This is a genomic window from Pseudomonas palleroniana (assembly GCF_003031675.1).
Classification (GTDB): Bacteria; Pseudomonadota; Gammaproteobacteria; order Pseudomonadales; family Pseudomonadaceae; genus Aquipseudomonas; species Aquipseudomonas palleroniana.
Genome location: NZ_PYWX01000011.1, coordinates 118,446 through 132,456 on the forward strand (window position 1 = coordinate 118,446; position 14,011 = coordinate 132,456).

11 protein-coding genes and 4 tRNA genes are annotated in these 14,011 nt (G+C 60.8%); 13 read left to right on the top strand and 2 right to left on the bottom strand.

Features of this window, described 5'->3' with window-relative positions:
• Positions 1–8 precede the first annotated feature (8 nt).
• The 10 genes from gltX to C9383_RS03480 all read left to right on the top strand — a co-directional run bounded on the left by gltX (position 9) and on the right by C9383_RS03480 (position 6,598).
• Positions 9–1,490, top strand: coding sequence for a glutamate--tRNA ligase (gltX, locus tag C9383_RS03435; protein ID WP_090369783.1), 1,482 nt, complete (start codon positions 9–11; stop codon positions 1,488–1,490).
• A 147-nt stretch (positions 1,491–1,637) separates the two neighbouring features.
• Positions 1,638–1,713, top strand: a tRNA-Ala gene (locus C9383_RS03440).
• A 77-nt stretch (positions 1,714–1,790) separates the two neighbouring features.
• Positions 1,791–1,866 (top strand) — tRNA-Glu (locus tag C9383_RS03445).
• 50 nt (positions 1,867–1,916) lie between these two features.
• Positions 1,917–1,992 (top strand) — tRNA-Ala (locus C9383_RS03450).
• Positions 1,993–2,070: 78 nt separating this feature from the next.
• Positions 2,071–2,146, top strand: a tRNA-Glu gene (locus C9383_RS03455).
• A gap of 182 nt (positions 2,147–2,328) precedes the next feature.
• Positions 2,329–2,868, top strand: coding sequence for a TetR/AcrR family transcriptional regulator (locus C9383_RS03460; RefSeq protein WP_060755797.1), 540 nt, complete (start codon positions 2,329–2,331; stop codon positions 2,866–2,868).
• Between the two features lie 20 nt (positions 2,869–2,888).
• The gene (locus tag C9383_RS03465; RefSeq protein WP_060755796.1) at positions 2,889–3,722 is read left to right on the top strand and encodes an alpha/beta fold hydrolase; all 834 of its coding nucleotides are present in this window, start codon (positions 2,889–2,891) and stop codon (positions 3,720–3,722) included.
• Positions 3,723–3,761: 39 nt separating this feature from the next.
• Entirely contained in the window at positions 3,762–4,196 is a 435-nt protein-coding gene (locus C9383_RS03470) for an acyl-CoA thioesterase (protein ID WP_060755795.1), read from the top strand.
• Between the two features lie 55 nt (positions 4,197–4,251).
• The gene (locus C9383_RS03475; RefSeq protein ID WP_060755794.1) at positions 4,252–5,214 is read left to right on the top strand and encodes a tRNA dihydrouridine synthase; all 963 of its coding nucleotides are present in this window, start codon (positions 4,252–4,254) and stop codon (positions 5,212–5,214) included.
• Positions 5,215–5,428: 214 nt separating this feature from the next.
• Complete coding sequence (locus C9383_RS03480; RefSeq protein ID WP_235863236.1) at positions 5,429–6,598, top strand: hypothetical protein; 1,170 nt, start codon at positions 5,429–5,431, stop codon at positions 6,596–6,598.
• 12 nt (positions 6,599–6,610) lie between these two features.
• On the opposite strand, the gene C9383_RS03485 is transcribed toward C9383_RS03480, so the two are convergent.
• Positions 6,611–9,889 (bottom strand): EAL domain-containing protein, encoded by a 3,279-nt coding sequence (locus C9383_RS03485; protein ID WP_090369787.1) that lies wholly within the window; start codon positions 9,887–9,889, stop codon positions 6,611–6,613.
• A 66-nt stretch (positions 9,890–9,955) separates the two neighbouring features.
• Positions 9,956–10,846: a LysR family transcriptional regulator gene (locus C9383_RS03490; RefSeq protein ID WP_090369789.1), complete on the bottom strand. Its 891-nt coding sequence runs from the start codon at positions 10,844–10,846 to the stop codon at positions 9,956–9,958.
• 147 nt (positions 10,847–10,993) lie between these two features.
• Between C9383_RS03490 and leuC the strand changes: the two genes are divergently transcribed.
• The 3 genes from leuC to C9383_RS03505 all read left to right on the top strand — a co-directional run bounded on the left by leuC (position 10,994) and on the right by C9383_RS03505 (position 13,971).
• A complete protein-coding gene (leuC, locus tag C9383_RS03495) occupies positions 10,994–12,412 on the top strand; it encodes a 3-isopropylmalate dehydratase large subunit (protein WP_060755790.1) in 1,419 nt (472 codons plus the stop codon).
• A 10-nt stretch (positions 12,413–12,422) separates the two neighbouring features.
• Positions 12,423–13,067, top strand: a complete 645-nt coding sequence (gene leuD, locus C9383_RS03500; protein WP_090369791.1) for a 3-isopropylmalate dehydratase small subunit — start codon at positions 12,423–12,425, stop codon at positions 13,065–13,067.
• 139 nt (positions 13,068–13,206) lie between these two features.
• The gene (locus C9383_RS03505) at positions 13,207–13,971 is read left to right on the top strand and encodes a class I SAM-dependent methyltransferase (RefSeq protein WP_090369794.1); all 765 of its coding nucleotides are present in this window, start codon (positions 13,207–13,209) and stop codon (positions 13,969–13,971) included.
• Positions 13,972–14,011: the final 40 nt, after the last annotated feature.

The window sequence follows — 14,011 nt, forward strand, 5'->3', positions numbered from 1 at the left end:
GACCTGCCATGACCACCGTCCGCACGCGCATTGCGCCATCGCCTACTGGGGATCCCCACGTCGGCACTGCTTACATCGCCTTGTTCAACTACTGCTTTGCCAAGCAGCACGGTGGTGAATTCATCCTGCGGATCGAAGACACCGACCAACTGCGTTCTACCCGCGAGTCGGAACAGCAGATTTTCGATGCCCTGCGCTGGCTGGGCATTACCTGGGCGGAAGGCCCGGACGTCGGCGGCCCGCACGGTCCGTATCGCCAGAGCGAGCGTAGCGACATCTACAAGCAGTACACCCAGCAATTGGTCGACATGGGGCACGCGTTCCCCTGCTTCTGCACCGCAGAGGAACTGGACCAGATGCGTGCCGAGCAAATGGCACGCGGCGAAACCCCGCGCTACGACGGCCGTGCGCTGTTGTTGTCGAAAGAAGAAGTGGCTCGGCGCCTGGCTGCAGGCGAGCCGCACGTCATCCGCATGAAAGTGCCGAGCGAAGGCGTGTGCGTAGTGCCGGACATGCTGCGCGGTGACGTCGAGATCCCGTGGGACCGCATGGACATGCAGGTGCTGATGAAGACCGACGGCCTGCCGACGTACTTCCTGGCCAACGTGGTCGACGACCACCTGATGGGCATCACCCATGTGCTGCGTGGCGAAGAATGGCTGCCGTCGGCGCCGAAGCTGATCCTGCTCTATGAGTACTTCGGCTGGGAGCAGCCGCAGTTGTGCTACATGCCGCTGCTGCGTAACCCGGACAAGAGCAAGTTGTCCAAGCGCAAGAACCCGACCTCGGTGACCTTCTACGAGCGTATGGGCTTCATGCCGGAGGCGATGCTCAACTACCTGGGCCGCATGGGCTGGTCGATGCCGGACGAGCGTGAGAAGTTCTCGCTGCAGGAAATGGTCGACAACTTCGACCTGTCCCGGGTGTCGCTGGGTGGGCCGATCTTCGATATCGAGAAACTCTCGTGGCTCAATGGCCAGTGGTTGCGTGATCTGCCGGTGGAAGAGTTCGCCAGTCGTGTGCAGCAATGGGCGTTGAACCCCGAGTACATGATGAAGATCGCACCGTTGGTGCAGGGCAGGGTGGAGACGTTCAGCCAGGTCGCACCGCTGGCCAGCTTCTTCTTTGCCGGTGGCGTGAACCCGGATGCCAAGCTGTTCGAGTCCAAGAAACTTTCGGGCGATCAGGTTCGCCAGTTGATGCAACTGATCCTGTGGAAGCTCGAAAGCCTGCGTCAGTGGGAGAAAGAGGCGATTACCGCAACGATCCAGGCGGTGGTTGAATCCCTTGAACTGAAATTGCGTGATGCCATGCCGCTGATGTTTGCCGCGATCACCGGGCAGGCCAGTTCGGTGTCGGTGCTCGATGCGATGGAAATCCTCGGCCCGGACCTCACGCGTTTCCGTCTGCGCCAAGCCCTTGATTTGCTTGGTGGTGTGTCGAAGAAAGAAAACAAAGAATGGGAAAAGCTGTTGGGCGCGATTGCTTAAGCAGGCTGTGGTAACGGCGAAACCCAGGTTTTCCGGGGTTTCGCCGGTAAGTGGTTGTTATCCCGGCAAAAAATTTTGGAAATTGTTGAAAATAAATTTGACACACTTCCAAACCACCATTAAGATTCGCCCCGTCCTCACCGATGAGGGGCTATAGCTCAGCTGGGAGAGCGCTTGCATGGCATGCAAGAGGTCAACGGTTCGATCCCGTTTAGCTCCACCAATTACAGGTTCAAGGTCTGGCCACACCGTCCTTGAATCGATCAGTTCTCAGCACTGATCAGTTGTTCAGAAGGTTTTGTCCCCTTCGTCTAGTGGCCTAGGACACCGCCCTTTCACGGCGGTAACAGGGGTTCGAGTCCCCTAGGGGACGCCAGTTTCAACAAGCAGTTCGAAAGGTCTGCTGCGCCGCGAGGCGAAAAATCCGGGGCTATAGCTCAGCTGGGAGAGCGCTTGCATGGCATGCAAGAGGTCAACGGTTCGATCCCGTTTAGCTCCACCAATTTACAGGTTCAAGGTCTGGCCACACCGTCCTTGAATCGATCAGCTCTCAGCACTGATCAATGTACAGAAGGTTTGTGTCCCCTTCGTCTAGTGGCCTAGGACACCGCCCTTTCACGGCGGTAACAGGGGTTCGAGTCCCCTAGGGGACGCCACGATTACCCGCTCTGCGGGATTTTAAAGGGTCATTCAATTATTGAATGGCCCTTTTGTTTGTCTGGCGTTCAGCCAACTCTCTCCTTTATTTCAATCTTCTCTTCTGACCAGCGGTCATGCTTGTCGCTTGCGCAATATTATTATGGTAATAATATTCAACCCATGAGAGAGGGAGGCAACGATGAGTGATAAAAAAGCGCAAACCCGCGAACGCATTCTGCAAGCTGCCAGCGCTGCATTGATCCAGCGTGGCCCTGCCGAGCCTAGTGTGGGTGAAGTCATGGGCGCCGCCGGGCTTACGGTTGGCGGTTTCTATGCGCACTTTGAAAGCAAGGACGCGCTGATGCTGGAGGCATTCACCCAGTTATTGGCGAGGCGGCGTGCATCCATTGACGATATGGATGCGCAGCTCACGGGTGAGGAGCGCAGAAGTCTGGTGGCGGCGTTTTATCTGTCGCGCAAACACCGCGACTCCACCGCCCAGGCGTGCCCCATACCGGCGACCGTCGGTGAGATGAGCCGCCTGCCGGACGAATTTCGCCATGCCCTGAATGAGCACGTGGAGCTGATGGCCGCGCAGCTGGCCGCCAGTCCTGAAGACACCGACAAAGCCCTTGCTGACATGGCGTTGATGATCGGTGGCTTGGCCTTGGCGCGTGCCCTGGGCCCGGGCGAGCTGTCTGACCGTGTGTTACGCGCAGCCAAGTCGGCGGTGCGCTAAATAAGGAGAGGAGTTCCAGCATGGGCGCACTGACCTGGGTTCGTGGCTTCAACCGCACTGTCGGCCGCTTGGCGCCGCACACCGTGGCGAGCAAGATGCGTCGCACCTTCATGACCCCGCGTGACCTGCCTGCGCGTGATTGGGAGTTGCCGCTGCTGGCCCAATCTGAGCGCATCACTTTGCGTTTCGGCCTGTCTGCGCTGCGATGGGGGCAAGGGCCCGCCGTTTTGCTGATGCACGGCTGGGAAGGGCGCCCCACGCAGTTCGCCAGCTTGATCACGGCGTTGGTGCGCGAGGGGTATTCGGTCATCGCGCTGGAAGGGCCTGCCCATGGACGTTCGCCGGGGCGTGAGGCGCATGTGTTGCTGTTTGCCCGCGCTATGCTGGAAGCCGCAGCCGAATTGCCACCGCTGCATGCGGTGATCGGCCATTCCATGGGCGGTGCCAGTGCCATGCTGGCTGTTCAATTGGGCCTGCGGACCGAGGCGTTGGTCAGTATCGCTGCGCCGTCGCGTTTCCTGGATGTGCTGCGCGGGTTCGCCGGCATGGTCGGTTTGCCGCCACGGGCACGCTCGGCCTTTATCCAGGAGGTCGAATGGGCCTTCGGCATGCCGCTCAAGCATCTGGATGTCGCTCACTACCAAATGAATATGCCGGGTCTGATCGTGCATGCCGAAGACGATACGTTCGTGCCGGTCAGGGCTTCTCAGGCTATCCACGAGGCGTGGTTCGACAGCCGGCTGTTGCGCCTGGAAAGTGGGGGGCACCAGAAAGTGCTGGCCGATCCCCGAGTGATCGACGGCGTACTGAGTCTGCTCGCCGGTTGTCATCTACAGGCACGGCAAACCGCCTGATACACTGCTCCCGCCGACATTAATCGACTGGAGCAAGGCATGGGCTGGGATTTGGCAACGCCGTTTATCATCGATCTGCAGGTTGCCCCTGAGGACATTGATGGCCTGGGGCACGCCAACAATGCGGTGTATGTGTCCTGGTTGGAACGTTGCGCCTGGCGTCATTCCCAGCGTCTGGGGCTGGACCTCACCGAGTACCGTCGCCTGGATCGTGCCATGGCCGTGGTCCGCCATGAGATCGATTACCTGGCGGCGGGTTATGAAGGTGACGAGCTTCAACTGGCCACCTGGATCGTCGATTGGGACCAGCGCCTGAAAATGACCCGTCGTTTCCAACTGGTGCGCCCCCGCGACGGCGTGACGCTGCTGCGTGCGCAAACCACCTTTGTCTGTATCGAGCTGTCCAGCGGCAAGCCCAAGCGCATGCCCGTCGAGTTTCTTGAAGGTTATGGCCCCGCCCTGACAGGGGGTTAACGGTTGCCGCAGGAAACCCAGTAAACTGCGCGACGATTTTTGTTGAGTGTTTCCCATGCAAATTGCTTTGGCGCCCATGGAGGGGTTGGTCGACAACATCCTGCGGGACGTATTGACCCGCGTGGGCGGTATTGATTGGTGCGTGACCGAGTTCATCCGCGTTAACGACCGCCTGCTCACGCCTGCCTATTTCCATAAACTTGCCCCGGAACTGCTGCACGGTGCCCACACCGCGGCCGGTGTGCCGTTGCGCGTGCAATTGCTTGGCTCCGACCCGGTCTGCCTGGCGGAAAACGCTGCCCTTGCCTGCGAACTGGGCTCCGAGGTGATCGACCTTAACTTCGGCTGCCCGGCCAAGACCGTCAACAAGTCCCGTGGCGGCGCGGTGCTGCTCAAGGAACCGGAGCTGCTCAACCAGATCGTCGAACACGTACGCCGTGCGGTTCCGGCACATATCCCGGTCACCGCCAAGATGCGCCTGGGCTTCGACAGCCCGGACGGCGCGCTGGTCTGCGCCACGGCCCTGGCCGAAGGGGGCGCGGCGCATATCGTGGTGCATGCGCGCACCAAGACCGACGGTTACAAGCCACCGGCCCACTGGGAATGGATCCCGCGAGTACAGGACGTGGTCAAGGTGCCGGTGTTCGCCAACGGCGATATCTGGAGCGTGGAAGACTGGCGGCGTTGTCGCGAAGTCAGTGGCGCCGAGGACATCATGCTCGGCCGCGGCCTGGTAGCACGCCCAGACTTGGCACGGCAGATCGCCGCCGCGCGGGCCGGCGAGGAAGTCGTGGAAATGACCTGGGCGCAGATGCAGCCCATGCTTCAGGACTTCTGGAGCCAATCGGTGGCGCAACTGACCGAGCGCCAGGCGCCAGGCCGTTTGAAGCAGTGGCTGGCAATGTTGACGCGCAATTATCCGCAAGCGGTGGAACTATTCACCGCGATGCGTCGCGAGACGGAGCTGGTGGCGATCAGCCGGTTGTTGGGCATGCCGCATCCTGCCGCGGCCGCGTAACGCACAGACACCTCTAGCAAGGGCGCCATTGGCGCCCTTTTTTATGGTGAAACGTAACTGTTGGAACCGAACAGCGCGTCACTCCACGAACATCGGGGCATACACCTCAGGAATCTGGCCCATGAATGCTTCAAGCTTAAACCCCGCTGTTTCTGTAGCCCATCCTCAAATGATGTCGTGCACTGGGCCGGCTGCCGGGAAGACGCAGCCTGTCGTGAATACCTTCAAAGTCGCCGAGCGGCGGTTTGGTGAGCACTTCGACGGCAGCACCCACGCCGCCGTGATCCAGCTGATGATGGCGATACTGGGCCCCACGCCTGCCGATATGTTCGAGCAAGTGACGCCTTCGGGTAACGGCTATGACGTCACGATGAAGGATGAATTCAAGGTTCATGTCACGCAGGATGAGCTGAGGCAGGCAGCGCAGGCATCCAGGTTCAGCGGCGATGACAGTGAGGCGGTCAGGGCGGCCAACTTTGCATTGGCGGTGTTTGTGAAGCGCAAGCAGCAAGTCGGCGATTACCCCGGTTTCGAGGTTGCACTGGCCAAGACACTCCAGGGCGAAACCACCCTGCGGTGCTTGCAGGGCATGGGCGTGTATGGCCTGTCCCAGTCTGTACCGCCGAGCGAAATGATGGGCGAGGGGGTAGTGGCGGTGATGGGCACCCGACAGTTCGGCAGTGCGCTGGTGGTGAGCGGGGTGGGGTACGATCACGGTCGCCCGTGCCAGGTGGGGGACCGTTATGGTTACAGGTTGTTTGCCGACAAGTCCCGCACGGGTGCAGCAGCGCATAAGGTGTTGGCGGGCCAGAAACCGAAAGATGTGTGGAGCGGCTTCTTCCAGGGGGCGCCGGGTAATTGCGTGACGGTGTCGGCGATCAAGGCTGCAATGATGCGGTTCGGACAAAGCCCCCAAACTATTTTCCGACAGGTCACTGCCATTCCTGGGGGGTATGAAGTGGTCATGCGCGATAGCTTCAGCCTGCGGCTCACCCATGAAGAACTCAACCAAGCCAGGGCCGCCTCAGGGCTGGCCGGTAGTGACCAGCGTCTGCTCGACGACGCCAACTTCCTGTACGCCGTAAGTGCCAAGCGTGCGCAGTTGAAGAACAACGATTTCCGTGCCGGCCAGAGCTATGCAGCCGCCTTGGAGACGCTCAACGATGGCGAATTTCCAGGGCAGGCCCTGCGCCGACTGGGGCTGTTTGGTTATCTACGGGAAAGTGATGTGAGTGAATTGGCCAAAGGCGCCATCGGCACACTGGCGGACGGTCACCATTCGGTGGTCGTCATTGACGGTGTGCTCGACTTTTACGGGCAAAAACATGACCTGGCTTCGTCCGAATGGATGAACACGGGGTTCCGTGCGTTGAAGCTGGTTTGACAGGCGCCGGGCTCACTCCAGCAACCGCCGGAACTCGTCGATCGGCAACGGCCGGCTATGCAGATACCCTTGGAACACGTGACACCCCAGCAGTTGCAGGAATGCCAGCTGTTCCGGGGTTTCCACGCCTTCGGCAATCACCTTCAGGTTCAGGCTGCGCGCCATGGCCACAATGGCGCGGATGATTTCCGCGTCGTTGGGGTCATGGGTTGCGTCGCGCACAAAGGATTGATCGATCTTCAGCGTATCCACCGGCAAGCGTTTGAGGTAAGTCAGCGATGAATAGCCGGTGCCAAAGTCGTCCATCGCAAAACTGATCCCGAGTTTTTTCAGGCGGCGCATCTTGGCGACGGTGTCGTCCAGGTTCTGGATCACGATGCCTTCCGTGATTTCCAGCTTCAGCAGGCTGTAGGGCAGTTGGTATTGCCTGAGGCTGTACTCAACCTGCTCAACGAAGTCGTTCTGGCGAAACTGTCGAGGGCTGATGTTGACGCACAGGCTGAAGTTGAGCGGGTCGATCAGGCCCTCGGCAATCAACTGCGCAAAGGCGGCGCACGCCTCATCGAGAATCCAGGTGCCGACCTCCAGGATCAGGCCGCTGTCCTCCAGCACCTTGATAAATTCGCTGGGTGACTGTGCGCCCAGTTGTGGATGCTGCCAGCGCACCAGGGCTTCAGCGCCGACAAGCACATTGCCCCGTGCATCCACTTGGGGTTGGTAATGCATGCTGAACTCGCCGCGTGACAGCGCCAGGCGCAGGTCAGTCTCCATGCGCTGGCGTTCACTGGCGGTTTTTTGCATGCTGTTATGGAACATCTGGGTGGTATTGCGCCCCGAATCCTTGGCCCTATACAGGGCAATGTCGGCGCGCTTGAGCAGGTCGGCCGGCGTGGAGCCGTGATCGGGAATCAGCGCCACGCCGATGCTCGGCGTGACCTGCAAGCGGTGGCCATCCAGGAACATCGGCTCCGAAAGCAATTCGCGCAAGGTATCGGCCAGCTCCTGTACCTGAGCGCTTACCTCCATTCGCGTGCCGTCCAGGCCACTGAGCAGCACCACGAACTCATCGCCGCCCAGGCGCGCCACCGTATCCTCCATGCGCACGCTGGCTTCCAAGCGCGCCGTGACGATTTTCAACACGGTGTCGCCCACAGGGTGGCCGAGGGAGTCGTTGATGTGCTTGAAGTGATCAAGGTCCAGGAACAGCAAGGCGCCCCGCAGGTTATGGCGCTTGAGCAGGGCGATCTGCTGGCTCAGGCGATCCATCAACAGTGCGCGATTGGGCAGGTTGGTCAGCGGGTCGTGATAGGCCAGGTGACGAATCTGTGCCTGGGCGTTTTTCAGCAGGCTCACGTCCCGGGCCGTCAACAGCAGGCACGGGGTTTCATTCAAGGTGATGGGCTCGACCGAGACTTCCACGGCCAGTAAATCGCCACGCTTGTTGTGCCAGAGCATTTCCAGGTGATGAATACGGCCTTTGATCTGCAGCTCGGCCAGCAACGCCGTGCGCTGGTTTTCGTCGGCCCAGATGCCGATCTGGTACAGCGTCAAACCGATGGCTTCTTCGGCGCGGTAGCCGGTCAGGCGGCAGAAACCGTCGTTGACCTCGACGTAGCGGCCGGTATCGCGCTCGGTGATGGAAATGGCGTCGGGGCTGGAGTGAAAGGCTTTGGCGAACTTCTCTTCACTGGCCTTGAGGGCGGCTTCCGAACGTTGCTGCTGGGTGATGTCGCGCAAGGTGGTGACGATGCAGGGTTGGTCGCCGACTGTGATCAGCCGGCTGGAAATCATGCAGGTCAGGCTTTGGCCATCTTTGTGATGGACCACGATGGCCACATTGTTTAACGACTGTTCGCGGATCACCTGTTCGATGCGTTGCAAGCGCTTGCTGGAGTCGTCCCACAGGCCGATCTGTTCGGCGCTTCTGTCGATCACCTCGGCAGCGGTCCAGCCAAAGGTCTGGGTAAAGGCCGGGTTGATTTCGATAAAGGCGCCGCTTTCCAGATAAGTGACACAGATCGGGTCGGGGCTGGCCTGGAACAGGCTGGCAAACTTTTCTTCGGAGGCCGTCAGGCGTTGTTCGCGTTCCACCTGATCGGTGATGTCGAGCAAGGTGCCGGCCATGCGCAGGGGCTTGCCGGCTTCATCGCGATAGAGACGGGCGCGGCTTTCCAGGTAGCGCGGGCTGCCGTCCTCCATCAGCACGCGATAGGTCATCTGGTAGTTGCCTTCCGGACCTTCGCGCAAGCTGCGGTAGGCGTTGCGCATGCCCTCGCGGTCTTCATCGGTCATCCCTTCAAAAAACGCGTCGAAAGACTCGTGAAAAGGCTTGGGCGGCAGGCCGTGCAGTTGGGCGGCGCGGGCCGAACCGTAGAGCATGCCGCTGGGGATGTGCCAGTCCCAGGTGCCCAGTTGTGCCGAGTCCAGCGCCAGGTCAAGGCGTTCCTGGCTGTCCTTGAGCGCTTGTTCGGCGTTTTTGCGTTCGGTGGTGTCCAGAAAGGTGCTGATCAGGTAGGCCTCGCCCTCCAGCTCGACCTTTTGCGCGCTGAGGGTGCCGTCATGGATCTGCCCGTTGCTGGCGCAGAACTGCACTTCCATGGTGATCTGTTCACCTTTGCGCTGGGTAGCCTTGACCAGCGTTTCACGTTGTTCGGGATCACGCCACAGGCCCAGTTCCAGGGTGGTGCGGCCGATGGCATCGGCTACCGGCCAGCCGAACAGCATTTCGAAATACTGGTTGGCCTCGCTGATCAGCCCGTCGGCCTGGCGGGTCAACAAGACCATGTTGGGGCAGAGGTGAAACAGCGTGGCGAAACGTTTTTCGGAATGGCTCAGGGCGGTTTCCCGCTCGCGCTGTTGGGTGATTTCGCGGATCACCCCGATCATTCGGCGTCGGCCGGTTTTGTCCGGGGCCAGGCTGCCGCTGATTTCCAGCCAGTGCAGGCTGCCGTCCGGCCACTGGATACGGTGATGCATGGCCTGCTCGAATGGCTCGCCCGCCACCACGGCATGGAAGGCCCGTATCACCCGGGTGCGATCGGACGGTGCAAGCAGGTCCAGGTAATCCAGGTCCTGGGGCAGCGGTTGCCTGGGGTCAAAGCCGAACAGTGCCTGGGTGCCCCGTGACCAACTGATGCGGCCGGTATCGATTTCCCAGCACCACGCACCCAGCCGCGCCGCGTTGAGCGCTGCCAGCAGTTGGGGCGCGCTGTCCCAGCTTTGCTCGGCGTCCTTGGGGTCCAAGGCGTAGATGCGGGGCAGGGGTGGCACGGAATCGACGGGGTTGCGCATTATTCGAGGGCCTTGGCTCAATGGGCGTTCGGCGCGGTTTGGTTCAGGCCTTGAGGCCGCACGGTTTCATGCCGGTATCCCTGGCAGATCGACCTGTGCATCCAATAGGCTCATGAAAGCCCGCGCAGCGTTCGACAGCGTCCTTTCGGTGTGCACGATATAGCCTAGCTGGCGACTGAGCTGTATGCCCGGTAAAGCGATACTTGCCACCTGATCATCCAGCATAGTCCGTGGCAGCACGCTCCAGGCCAGGCCGATGGAGACCATCATCTTGATAGTTTCCAGGTAGTTAGTGCTCATCGCGATGTTCGGCGTCAGGCCCTGGGCCTCGAACAGACGGCTGACGATATGGTGGGTAAAGGTATTGCCGCCGGGAAACACGGCCGGGTGGCGGGCGATGTCGGCCAGGTTGACGCTGCCGTTACTGATGAGGCTGTGCTCCGGCGCCACCACAAAATCCAGCGGGTCATCCCACACCGGCTTGGCCTTCACCACGTGGTGCGGGTCGGGCGCCAGGGTGATCACCGCCACTTCGGCACGCCCATGCAGGATTTCTTCGTAGGCCACTTCTGAATCGAGAAACTGGATATCCAGCGCGACATTGGGATATTCACGGGTGAACGTGCGCAGGATCGGCGGCAAGCGGTGCAGGCCGATATGATGGCTGGTGGCCAGCGTCAGCCGTCCGCTCACCTCGCCGGTCAGGTTGGTGAGGGCGCGACGCGTATCGTCCAGCACGTTGAGAATCTGATAAGCGCGCGGCAGCAAGGCCCGCCCGGCTTCGGTCAAACCCACTTCGCGGCCCAGGCGATCGAACAGGCGCACCTTCAATTGTTGTTCCAGCCCGGCAATACGTTTGCTGATGGCCGGTTGGGTCAGGTGCAGGCGTTCACCGGCGCCGGAGAAACTGCCGGTTTCGGCGATGGCAATAAAGGCATTGAGGTTGGCCAAGTCCATTTATGTATTCCAGTTGGTAATCCAAAGCATAAAAAATATGAATTTGAGTTATTTAATGTAGCGCCATACCATCAGCCTCACAAGCCAAAGGGTTATTGAATGTCTCAAGACCCGGGGCATAGAAAGACCGCTGATGAGGACCGACTGATGGCCGGCAAAACGCTTTACGACAAGCTTTGGGATTCCCATGAAGTGAAACGGCGCGACGATGGCTCGTCGCTGATCTATATCGACCGTCACATCATCCATGAAGTGACCTCGCCCCAAGCGTTCGAAGGCCTGCGACTGGCCGGGCGCAAGCCTTGGCGCGTCGATTCCATCATTGCCACCCCGGATCACAACGTGCCGACCACCCCTGAGCGCAAGGGCGGTATCGACGCTATTGCCGACCAGGTCTCGCGTTTGCAGGTGCAGACCCTCGACGACTATTGCGACGAATATGGCATCACCGAATTCAAGATGAATGACGTGCGTCAAGGCATCGTGCATGTGATCGGCCCGGAGCAGGGCGCCACCTTGCCCGGCATGACCGTGGTCTGCGGCGACTCCCACACTTCCACCCACGGTGCCTTCGGCGCTCTGGCCCACGGCATCGGCACTTCCGAGGTGGAGCATGTGTTCGCCACCCAGTGCCTGGTCGCCAAGAAAATGAAGAACATGCTGGTGCGTGTCGAAGGTAAGCTGCCGTTCGGCGTGACCGCCAAGGACATCGTACTGGCCGTGATCGGCAAGATCGGCACCGCCGGCGGTAACGGCCATGCCATCGAGTTCGCCGGCAGCGCCATTCGTGATCTGTCCATCGAAGGCCGCATGACTATCTGCAATATGTCCATCGAAGCCGGTGCCCGCGTGGGCATGGTGGCAGCGGACGAAAAGACCGTTGAATACGTAAAAGGCCGTCCATTCGCTCCGCAAGGTGCCGATTGGGATGCCGCTGTCGAAGCCTGGAAAGACCTGGTCTCCGACGCCGATGCGGTGTTCGACACCGTGGTTGAGCTCGACGCGGCCCAGATCAAGCCGCAAGTCAGCTGGGGTACCTCGCCGGAAATGGTGCTGGCCGTCGACCAGAATGTGCCGGACCCGGCCAAGGAAACCGACCTGGTCAAGCGTGGCTCCATCGAGCGCGCGTTGAAGTACATGGGCTTGCAGGCCAACCAGGCGATCACCGATATCCAGTTGGACCGTGTGTTCATCGGCTCCTGCACCAATTCGCGGATCGAAGACCTGCGTGCTGCGGCCGTGATCGCCAAGGGCCGAAAAGTGGCCTCGACCATCAAGCAGGCCATCGTGGTGCCGGGCTCGGGCCTGGTCAAAGCGCAAGCCGAGGCGGAAGGCCTGGACAAGATTTTCCTCGAAGCCGGTTTTGAATGGCGTGAGCCGGGGTGCTCCATGTGCCTGGCGATGAACCCGGACCGTCTGGAGTCGGGCGAGCATTGCGCGTCGACCTCCAACCGTAACTTCGAAGGGCGTCAGGGCGCCGGTGGGCGTACCCACCTGGTCAGCCCGGCCATGGCTGCTGCGGCCGCCGTCAACGGTCGTTTCATCGACGTTCGCGAATTGATCTGAGGAATACCCGATGCGTGCTTTTACCCAACACACCGGCCTTGTCGCCCCTTTGGATCGTGCCAACGTCGACACTGACCAGATCATCCCCAAGCAGTTCCTGAAGTCGATCAAGCGTACCGGCTTCGGCCCCAACCTGTTCGACGAGTGGCGCTACCTGGACGTGGGCTACGCCTACCAGGACAACTCCAAGCGCCCGCTGAACAAGGATTTCGTGCTCAACGCCCAGCGCTACCAAGGCGCCAGCGTGTTGTTGGCCCGGGAAAACTTCGGTTGCGGCTCCAGCCGTGAACACGCGCCTTGGGCCCTGGAAGAATACGGCTTTCGCAGCATCATCGCGCCGAGCTATGCCGACATCTTCTTCAACAACAGCTTCAAGAACGGCCTGTTGCCGATCATCTTGAGCGATGCCGAAGTGGATGAGCTGTTCAAGCAGGTGGAGGCCGAAGAGGGCTACCAGCTGACCGTCGACCTGGCCGCGCAAACCGTGACCCGTCCGGATGGCAAGGTTTACCACTTCGAAGTCGATGCTTTCCGCAAGCATTGCCTGCTCAACGGCCTGGACGACATAGGCCTGACCTTGCAGGACGGCGACGCGATTGCAGCGTTTGAGGCCAAGCACCGGGCCAGCCAGCCTTGGTTGTTTCGCGACGCGTAAATGGATGTAGGCAGGACCGCCGGCATCGGGAGCAAGCCCCCTCCCACATTTTGAAGGTGTTCACAAAACAAAATGTGGGAGGGGGCTTGCTCCCGATGAGGCCAGAACCAACACCCCAAGGTCCATTGAGGAACCCCCCATGACCACCACCGCCCACACCCAAGTCGTGCAAAAACAATTCGGCGAGCAAGCCTCGGCCTACCTGAGCAGTGCCGTGCACGCCCAAGGCACCGAGTTCGCGCTGCTGCAGGCCGAACTGGCCGGGCAGGGCAGTGCACGCCTGCTGGACCTGGGGTGTGGCGCCGGTCATGTGAGCTTCAACGTGGCGCCGCTGGTCCAGGAAGTGGTGGCCTACGACCTGTCCCAGCCGATGCTCGAGGTGGTCGCCGCCGCTGCGAAAGACCGGGGCCTGGCCAATATCCGTACCGTACACGGCGCCGCTGAACGCTTGCCGTTTGCCGACGGCGAGTTCGACTTCGTGTTCAGTCGTTACTCGGCGCACCACTGGAGCGACCTGGGCCTGGCCCTGCGTGAAGTGCGTCGGGTGCTCAAGCCGGGCGGCGTGGCGGCGTTTGTCGACGTCTTGTCACCGGGCAGCCCGCTGTTGGACACTTACCTGCAAACCGTCGAAGTGCTGCGCGACACCAGCCACGTGCGCGATTACTCCGCCGCCGAATGGTTGCGCCAGCTCAGCGAAGCCGGTTTGCATGTACGCAACAGCAGTCGCCAGCGCCTGCAACTGGAATACACCTCCTGGGTCGAGCGCATGCGCACGCCGCAGGCCTTGCGCGCCGCGATCCTTGAGCTGCAGCAGGCAATGGGCCAGGAAGTGCGCGATTACTTCGAAATTCAAGCCGACGGCACCTTCAGCACCGATGTGCTGGTGGTATGGGCCGAACGCTGATCAATTTTCCCCGACCTGCCCGCGGGCGGGTCGCTTGATG

Excerpts from the sequence above, each read along its gene's own strand:
- C9383_RS03465 (WP_060755796.1), top strand. The coding sequence starts at position 2,889 with ATGGGCGCACTGACCTGGGTTCGTGGCTTCAACCGCACTGTCGGCCGC.
- C9383_RS03490 (WP_090369789.1), bottom strand. The coding sequence starts at position 10,846 with ATGGACTTGGCCAACCTCAATGCCTTTATTGCCATCGCCGAAACCGGC.
- leuD (WP_090369791.1), top strand. The coding sequence starts at position 12,423 with ATGCGTGCTTTTACCCAACACACCGGCCTTGTCGCCCCTTTGGATCGT.
- C9383_RS03475 (WP_060755794.1), top strand. The coding sequence starts at position 4,252 with ATGCAAATTGCTTTGGCGCCCATGGAGGGGTTGGTCGACAACATCCTG.
- leuC (WP_060755790.1), top strand. The coding sequence starts at position 10,994 with ATGGCCGGCAAAACGCTTTACGACAAGCTTTGGGATTCCCATGAAGTG.
- C9383_RS03470 (WP_060755795.1), top strand. The coding sequence starts at position 3,762 with ATGGGCTGGGATTTGGCAACGCCGTTTATCATCGATCTGCAGGTTGCC.
- C9383_RS03485 (WP_090369787.1), bottom strand. The coding sequence starts at position 9,889 with ATGCGCAACCCCGTCGATTCCGTGCCACCCCTGCCCCGCATCTACGCC.
- C9383_RS03460 (WP_060755797.1), top strand. The coding sequence starts at position 2,329 with ATGAGTGATAAAAAAGCGCAAACCCGCGAACGCATTCTGCAAGCTGCC.
- gltX (WP_090369783.1), top strand. The coding sequence starts at position 9 with ATGACCACCGTCCGCACGCGCATTGCGCCATCGCCTACTGGGGATCCC.
- C9383_RS03505 (WP_090369794.1), top strand. The coding sequence starts at position 13,207 with ATGACCACCACCGCCCACACCCAAGTCGTGCAAAAACAATTCGGCGAG.